Source organism: Nonomuraea sp. SBT364, assembly GCF_001083785.1.
In the GTDB taxonomy this organism is placed as follows: domain Bacteria; phylum Actinomycetota; class Actinomycetes; order Streptosporangiales; family Streptosporangiaceae; genus Nonomuraea.
Map to the genome: position 1 here is coordinate 1 of NZ_LAVL01000267.1, position 7,465 is coordinate 7,465.

A 7,465-nucleotide genomic window follows, 5' to 3' on the forward strand; every position below is an offset into this window, starting at 1 on the left:
GTGTAAAAGAGCCAGCCCCGCCCCCCGCAAGGTAGCCCACCAGCCCCAACCCAAACCCGGACAGGCCCGCCACATGCGCCGTCGGCGGCACCACGTCCACCACCAGCCCGGTGACGAAGCCGATCACCGCTCCGGCCGCCGGCCCGCGCAGCAGCGCCACCGCCACCACGGCCAGCAGCACCAGGTCCGGCGTGCCCCCGGCGGGCAGCGGCAGCCGGTTGACCAGCATGACCTGCAGCAGCAGCGCCAGCGGCACGACCAGAACCGCCGTCATCGGGCCCCCTCCCTGCGCGGCAGCACCGCGTCTCTCGGGTCGCGCGCGGGCCCCTGCACCACCACCCCCACCACGTCCAGCGCGGTCAGGTCCGCGTACGGCCTGGCGTAGGCGATGCGGACGAGTTGCCCGGGCGTCGACTCCACCTGCTCGATCACCCCGATCGGCACCCCCGGCACGTACGGCGCGCCGCGGTGGGAGCCGAAGCTGACCAGGCGCCCTCCCCTGTTGATCGGCGCCGTCGAGTCGAGCAGCTTGAACTGCAGGAGCCGCCCGTTCTCGGCCACCCCGTGCACGACGCCGATCTCCTGGCCGCCCTCCATCCGGGCGCCGGCCGCCGAGGCCAGGTCGCTCAGCAGGACCACGCTGGAAGTGCGCGCCGCGGCGTGCACCACGCGGCCGACCAGCCCGTCGCCGTTGAGCACCGTCATGTCCGTGCGGACCCCGTCCTCGGTGCCGGCGTCGATCTGCACGGCGTCCTCGAAACCCGGCTGGCCGCGCCGGGCGATCACGTTGGCCGGCACCACCTTGTAGCCGCCCAGCCCGGCCAGGCCGAGCATGCGCTTGAGCTCGGCGGCCCGAGCCGCGTCGAGCCGGTCGGCGGACAGGCTCGACCGCAGCCGGGCGTTCTCCGCCTTGAGCCGCTCGATGTCGGCCTGGGCGCCCGGCGCGGCGGCGATCGCGTGCAGGAACCCGCCCACGGGCCTGGCCACGATGCCGCCGGCCTCCTCCGCCGACCCGAACAGCCACGCGCCGGCCGAACGCAGCGGCGTCAGCGGCGAGCTCTCGCCGGCGCGGTGGTCCACGGTCAGGATGATCAGCGCCGCCGCGAGCAGCGTGCCGAGGATCAGCCGGGCCTGGCGCGAGTCCCTCATCAGCGCCGCGACTCCGGCACCAGCACCTGCTGCAGCGCCTCGAAGTCCTCCACGCATCTGCCGGAGCCGAGCGCGACGGAGTCGAGCGCGTTCTCCACCATGTGCACCGGCATCCCGGTCTCCGCCTTGACCCGCTCGTCCAGGCCCTTGAGCAGCGCACCGCCTCCGGTGAGCGCGATGCCCCGGTCCATCAGGTCGCCGGACAGCTCCGGCGGGCAGCGGTCGAGGGTCGTCTTGACCGCGTCGACGATCGCGTTGACCGGCTCCTCGGTGGCCTTGCGGATCTCCTCGGCCGACACGATGATCGTCTTCGGCAGGCCGCTGACCAGGTCGCGCCCGCGGATCTCGGCGTGCGCCTCCTCCCCGGTGGGGCAGGCCGAGCCGATCGCCATCTTGATCTCTTCGGCGGTGCGCTCGCCGAGCATCAGCGAGAACTCCTTCTTCACGAAGGTGATCACCGCCTGGTCCAGCTCGTCGCCGCCGACCCTGATGGACTGGCTGGTCACCACGCCGCCCATCGAGATGATCGCCACCTCGGTGGTGCCGCCGCCGATGTCGACCACCATGTTGCCGGTCGGCTCGTGCACCGGCAGCCCGGCCCCGATCGCCGCCGCCATCGGCTCCTCGACGATGTAGACCTTGCGGGCGCCCGCCTGGTAGCCGGCTTCCTTGACGGCCCGCTGCTCCACGCCGGTGATCCCGCTCGGCACGGCGATGATGATGCGCGGCTTGGCGAAATGACGCCTCTTATGCACCCGCTGGATGAAATATCGCAACATCCGCTCAGTGACGTCGAAGTCCGCGATCACCCCGTCCTTCAGCGGACGCACGGCCACGATGTTGCCGGGCGTGCGCCCGATCATGCGTTTGGCCTCGATGCCAACCGCCACGATCTTCCCGCTGGAGGTGTTGATCGCCACGACTGACGGCTCGTTCAGCACGATGCCGCGGCCGCGCACGTACACCAACGTGTTGGCGGTGCCCAGATCGACCGCCATGTCACGGCCTAGAAAGGCGAGCTTGCTGCCCATGGGGAACGGAGCCTTCCGTAACGTCGTTCGCGAGTGACTACGGATCGAATTCGAATCGTAACGTGACGTACCCACCAGGCCCCGCAACGAGCCCTCGCGCCCCACAAAATTCTCAGGCCCCTCCGCCAACCCCGATTTTGCCCGTATTGCGAGATACCACCCGACCGCGCTGGGTAGGTGTCCGGCAAAAGCGAAAGTGCCCGCCAGGCCGCTTGCCTGACGAGCACTCCGTGGGCCGCCCCCTGGTCAGGGGGCTCGGTCTCAGAACCGGTCCGGGAAGAAGATCTTGGTCTCCCGCGCCGCCGACTCCGGCGAGTCGGACCCGTGGACGACGTTCTCGCCGATCTCCAGCGCGTGGTCGCCGCGGATCGTGCCGGGGGCCGACTTCACCGGGTCGGTGAGCCCGGCCAGCGAGCGGAACGCCTCGACGGCGCGCGGGCCCTCCAGCACCATCGCGACCAGCGGCCCCGAGGTGATGAACTCGACGAGCTCGCCGAAGAACGGCCGCTCGGAGTGCTCGGCGTAGTGCGCCTTGGCGGTGTCGGCGTCGAGGGTGCGCAGGTCCATCGCCACGACCTTGAGGCCCTTGCGCTCCACACGGGCGATCACGTCACCGATGAGGCCGCGCTTCACCCCGTCGGGCTTGATCAGGACAAGAGTGCGCTCGGACACTTGAGGTTCTCCTTTGAACAGGTCGCGGAAACTGCGGCACAGCTTACCGTCCCGTCACCCCCGCTTGCCGTCCTCCGGGGACGGCGCCGGCGGCGGCACGGGCGACACGTCCGCCTCCCCGTCCGCCTGCGGGAGCGGCGGCACCGCGATCCGGGGGATCACCCCGGTCGGCCGATCCTCGTCCTCGACCTCCGCCACGACCTCCGCCACGACCTCAGGCTCGGGAACGACCTCCGGCTCGGTGGCGTTTTCCGGCTCACCGCCGCCTTCCTCGTCCCGTACGTCCTCCGCGACGGGCGCGCGCCTGGCCATGACCGCGGCCAGCACGATCACCGCGACCACGAAGAACCCGCCCGCCAACGCCCACAGATGCAACGCCGTCACGAAGCTGTCGACCAGCTCCTGCCTGGTCCGGTCCCCCTCGAGGGCGACCATCTGCACGCCGGTCCCCAGCAGGTAGCCGGCCAGCACCCCGGGAAGGCACAGCGCCAGCCCGAACATGCCCGCCCCGGCCCCCACCTGGCCGAGCGCCGCCGTGATCGCCACCGCCGCCCCCACCGCGAGCAGCGTGAACGGCACGACGAGCACGAGCCCCTCGGCCGACGGCGCCACGACCCGCACCGAGCACAGCCCGACCACCATCGACAGCAGCCCCAGCTGCGTCACCCACGTGCTCGTGAGGGCCGACAGGCGCACCGCGACCGCCCCGGCCACGGCCAGCGCCCCCGCAACGCAGAACGGCAGCCACAGCCCCCTCAGCCCCGGCCCGCCCAGCCCGCCCATCTCCACGTACGTCACCTGCGCGACGGTCGGCAGCAGCACGACCCCGACCGCCACCATCGTGTACGCGAGCGTACGGCTCTCGCGGGTGCCGATCGAGGCCAGCGCGAGCAGGCCGCCGACCGCGAGCAGCGCCAGCAGGACCACCAGCCCGGCCCGCCAGTCCTCGCTCGCGGTGCTGATGGCGACGACGGCGATGCCGGCGGCGGGCACGGCGGCCAGCAGCAGGCGGCTGCGCTCCTTGGCACGCATGCGCGGATCGTCCGGCCGGCCGCCGAGCATCCACAGCACGAGGTAGGCGGCGGCGAGCACCAGCGCGATGCCGGTCAGCAGCGGATACGGCTGCAGGGTGATCTGCCAGCGGGTCACGCCGTCGAGCGGCCAGAGCGCCAGCGCCTGCGCGCCGAGCATGCTGAGCGCCAGCATGCCGCTCCACAGGGCGCGCAGCACGGGCGGCCGGTCCCAGGCGGCGACCAGCGTGGCGGGCACGAGCAGCCCGGCGCCGACGCCGTGAGCCACCCGCAGCACGCCCACGAGGAACGCCGACCCGGCATAGCCTCCGGCGGCGTCGGCGACGCCGAGCAGCAGCAACCCGCCGAGCATCAGGTGAGCGGCCTTCACCCGGCGCAGCGCCACGGCGGCGAGCGGCACGGTCAGCATCATCGCCGGCAGGGCGAGCCCGTGGGCGCGCATGAGCCCGATCCGGTCGATCTCGGCGGGCAGCAGGTCGGCGACGACGGACACGGTGTTGGGAATGGCGACGATCGCCAGCGGCAGCGCGGCCACGATGAGCAGCCCGAGCACGACGTCGGACAACCATCCGAGCCTCGCGCCTTGGGTCGCGGTGCCGGAGGTCCGCTGAATTGGGGGGACGGCCATGAGGCCCGACTTTAGCGGGAAGTCACGCCCTCGACACGCCGAGCGACGAGAATCGCGGTGATCCACAGCGCCGCGAAGATCGCCCCGAGGAAGAACATCGCGGTCACCACGAACCCCGCGCCGATCGCCAGCACCTGCACGACGCTGCCGACAACATAGCCGGACGGGCGCTTGAGCAGCCCCGCGGCGACCACGCAGAGCACGGCCAGCCCGATGCCGACGGTCACCGCGAGCGCGGGCGCCACACCGCCGACGCTGATGGCCACCGGGGTCGTCAGCCCGGCGACGATGGCTTCCATGCCGAGCACGCTGGCACCCAGCCTGCGCATGCCGGGCGTCACCTGGAACTCCATCAGGCGCCCTCCGCCTTCAGCAGGTGGCGGGCGTCGCCCGCCGTGACCACCGACCCGGTGATGAGCACGCCGGTGCCGCTGAACTCGCCTTCGGAGTCGGCGATCCCGATGCCGAGGTCGATGGCGTCGTCGAGACGCTCGACGACGTGCACCCGGTCCTCGCCGAACAACGGCACGGCCAGCTCCGCCAGCTCCTGCGGCGTCAGCGACCTGGGCGAGGAGTTACGGGTGACGACGATCTGGTCGATCATCGGCTCCAGCAGCTCCAGCAGCCCGCTCACGTCCTTGTCGGCCATGACCGCGACGACGCCGATCACCTTGGCGAAGTCGAACGCCTCGTCGACGCCGTCGAGCGTCGCCTGCATGCCGCCCGGGTTGTGCGCGGCGTCGACGACCACCGTGGGATTGCGCCGGACGATCTCCATGCGGCCCGGCGACGACGCCTGCGCGAAGGCCTGGCGTACGAGGTCGGCGTCGAGCGGGTCGTCACCGCCGGTGAGCGCCTCGACGGCGGCCAGCGCGCAGACGGCGTTGCTCGCCTGGTGGGCGCCGTAGAGCGGGAGGTAGACCTCGTCGTAGACGCCCTTGAGACCGCGCAGGGTCAGGAGCTGGCCGCCGACGGCCACCTCGCGGCCGAGCACGCCGAACTCCAGCCCCTCGCGGGCGACGACCGCGCCGACCTCGGCCGCGCGGCGCATCAGCACCTCGGCGGCGGCGAGCTCCTGCTGGGCGAGCACGGTGGTGGCGCCGGGCTTGATGATGCCGGCCTTCTCCGTCGCGATGCTCTCGATGTCGGGGCCGAGCCTGTCGGTGTGGTCGAGCGAGATCGGGGTGATCACCGACACGGTGCCGTCGGCGACGTTCGTGGCGTCCCAGGAGCCGCCCATGCCGGTCTCGACCACCGCCACGTCGACCGGCGTGTCGGCGAACGCGGCGAACGCCATGGCCGTCAGCAGCTCGAAGAACTGGATCCGCCGCCCCTGCGTGTCGGCCAGCTCGACATAGGGCGCGATCTCCTCATAGACCTCGGTGAACCGCTCCTCGCTCAGCGGCTCGCCGTCGACGGTGATCCGCTCGCGCATCGTCACCAGGTGCGGGCTGGTGAACCGGCCCACCCGCAGGTTGCGCTCCCTGAGCAGGACCTCGGTCAGCCGCGCCGTGCTCGTCTTGCCGTTGGTGCCGGCGATGTGCACGACGGGGTAGGCCCGCTGGGGCGAGCCGAGCAGGTCCAGGAGGGCCGCGATCCGGTCAAGCGTCGGCTCGAAGTCCCACTCGACGCCCCGCTCCAAGATCGCGCGTTCAACCGCACGATAGTCCACGCCCTCAGCCTACTGACCTCGGCAAGCGGGTCATCACCGGGGGAAACATATCGCGGACTGTATAGAACGTTGAAGGGTACTCACCCCGTCCACCAGGTGTCACCTTGGGAAACAGCCTGCCCCACCCCCCGGCAGGCTCCTACGAGGAGGCCATCGTGGAAGGCGAGAACACTCGCGACCCGGACAAGGGCATCACCCGCAAGACGTTACTGAAAGCGGCATTCATAGCTGCACCGGCGCCTCTGCTCATCGGCCAGGTGCCGGCCCTCGCCCGTGACATGAGCGGACCGCTCACCCCCACCCCCTTCTGCGACGACGGCGACGACCCCACGCCGCCCCAGACGGAAGGCCCGTACTTCAAGCCCAACTCCCCCCGCCGCTCGACCCTGCCCGGCAGCGGCACCCTGCTCACTGTCAGCGGGTACGTCTTCGGGCTGGCGTGCCAGCCGCTGGCCAACGTGCTCCTGGACTTCTGGCAGGCCGACAGGAACGGCGCCTACGACAACACCGGGTTCAACTTCCGCGGCCACCAGTTCACCGACGCGACGGGCGCCTACAAGCTCACCACGATCGTGCCCGGCCTCTACCCGGGCCGTACGCGGCACATCCACATGAAGGTCCAGGCGCCCAACCGGCCCGTCCTCACCACGCAGACGTACTTCCCGGGCGAGCCGCGCAACAACACCGACACCATCTTCGACCCGAGACTGCTCATGAACGTCCGCACGGTCGGCTCGGGCAGGGAGGCGACGTTCGACTTCGTGCTGAATGTCGCCGGCGGCCCGACCGATCCCCCCACGACTCCGCCTCCGGGCGGGGGTACCTGGCAGGCAGGGGTGACCTACCAGGCGGGTGCCCAGGTCACCTATGGTGGCGCGACGTATCGCTGCCTTCAGGGGCACATAGCCCAGTCAGGCTGGGAACCTCCCAACGTGCCCGCCTTGTGGCAGCGCGTCTGACGGGCACCCGAACGCAAGAAGGGGCCACCCCGGCTGCTGGGGGTGGCCCCCCTTGCGTCCCGCACCCGCCTTCGGCCTCCGGCGCCCTTTGTCGCCCGCGAGCCCGGACCCACACCGGACCTCAGGGGACGCCTTGACCCGTGCCGCATCGGGGCCCATGGAACGCCTTGAGCCGTGCCGCATCGGGGGCCGGGATAGGGCCGTAAGCCGTCATGACTGCCCGGGTGGGCCATGCCTGTGCGATGCCCCCGTCGTCCACCAGCACCGTCAACGGCCCGGCACCCGCCGCCACGAACACCTCGTCCGCCCCCTCGTCGCCCGCC

Annotated in this window: 8 protein-coding genes and 1 pseudogene; 1 reads left to right on the forward strand and 8 read right to left on the reverse strand. The window is 71.5% G+C overall.

What is annotated here, in order from left to right; genetic code table 11:
* From mreD to ADY59_RS45740, 7 genes are all read right to left on the reverse strand, one after another.
* Positions 1-274, reverse strand: a 274-nt coding sequence (gene mreD, locus ADY59_RS45710) for a rod shape-determining protein MreD (protein WP_049577133.1), incomplete at its 3' end; no start/stop codon positions are given.
* A complete protein-coding gene (gene mreC / locus ADY59_RS45715) occupies positions 271-1,149 on the reverse strand; it encodes a rod shape-determining protein MreC (protein ID WP_049577135.1) in 879 nt (292 codons plus the stop codon). The genes mreC and mreD, both read right to left, overlap by 4 nt.
* Positions 1,149-2,180, reverse strand: a complete 1,032-nt coding sequence (locus tag ADY59_RS45720) for a rod shape-determining protein (RefSeq protein ID WP_049577137.1) — start codon at positions 2,178-2,180, stop codon at positions 1,149-1,151. The genes mreC and ADY59_RS45720 overlap by 1 nt, the downstream gene beginning before the upstream one ends.
* Positions 2,181-2,441: 261 nt before the next feature.
* Complete coding sequence (gene ndk / locus ADY59_RS45725) at positions 2,442-2,852, reverse strand: nucleoside-diphosphate kinase (protein WP_049577140.1); 411 nt, start codon at positions 2,850-2,852, stop codon at positions 2,442-2,444.
* A gap of 54 nt (positions 2,853-2,906) precedes the next feature.
* Positions 2,907-4,448 carry a hypothetical protein gene (locus ADY59_RS45730; protein WP_049577142.1) on the reverse strand — a complete coding sequence of 514 codons (1,542 nt, stop codon included), beginning with the start codon at positions 4,446-4,448 and terminating at the stop codon, positions 2,907-2,909.
* Positions 4,449-4,522: 74 nt separating this feature from the next.
* Positions 4,523-4,864: a DUF4233 domain-containing protein gene (locus ADY59_RS45735; protein WP_082310899.1), complete on the reverse strand. Its 342-nt coding sequence runs from the start codon at positions 4,862-4,864 to the stop codon at positions 4,523-4,525.
* The gene (locus ADY59_RS45740) at positions 4,864-6,183 is read right to left on the reverse strand and encodes a bifunctional folylpolyglutamate synthase/dihydrofolate synthase (RefSeq protein WP_049577144.1); all 1,320 of its coding nucleotides are present in this window, start codon (positions 6,181-6,183) and stop codon (positions 4,864-4,866) included. Before ADY59_RS45740 ends, ADY59_RS45735 begins: the two co-directional genes overlap by 1 nt.
* 155 nt (positions 6,184-6,338) lie before the next feature.
* Here ADY59_RS45740 and ADY59_RS45745 point away from each other — a divergent pair, with 155 nt between their 5' ends.
* On the forward strand, positions 6,339-7,142 hold the full coding sequence (locus tag ADY59_RS45745; protein WP_049577147.1) for a dioxygenase family protein: 804 nt from the start codon (positions 6,339-6,341) through the stop codon (positions 7,140-7,142).
* 121 nt (positions 7,143-7,263) lie between these two features.
* On the opposite strand, the pseudogene ADY59_RS53100 reads toward ADY59_RS45745, so the two are convergent.
* Positions 7,264-7,465: pseudogene (locus tag ADY59_RS53100) on the reverse strand (hypothetical protein); the annotation flags it as partial.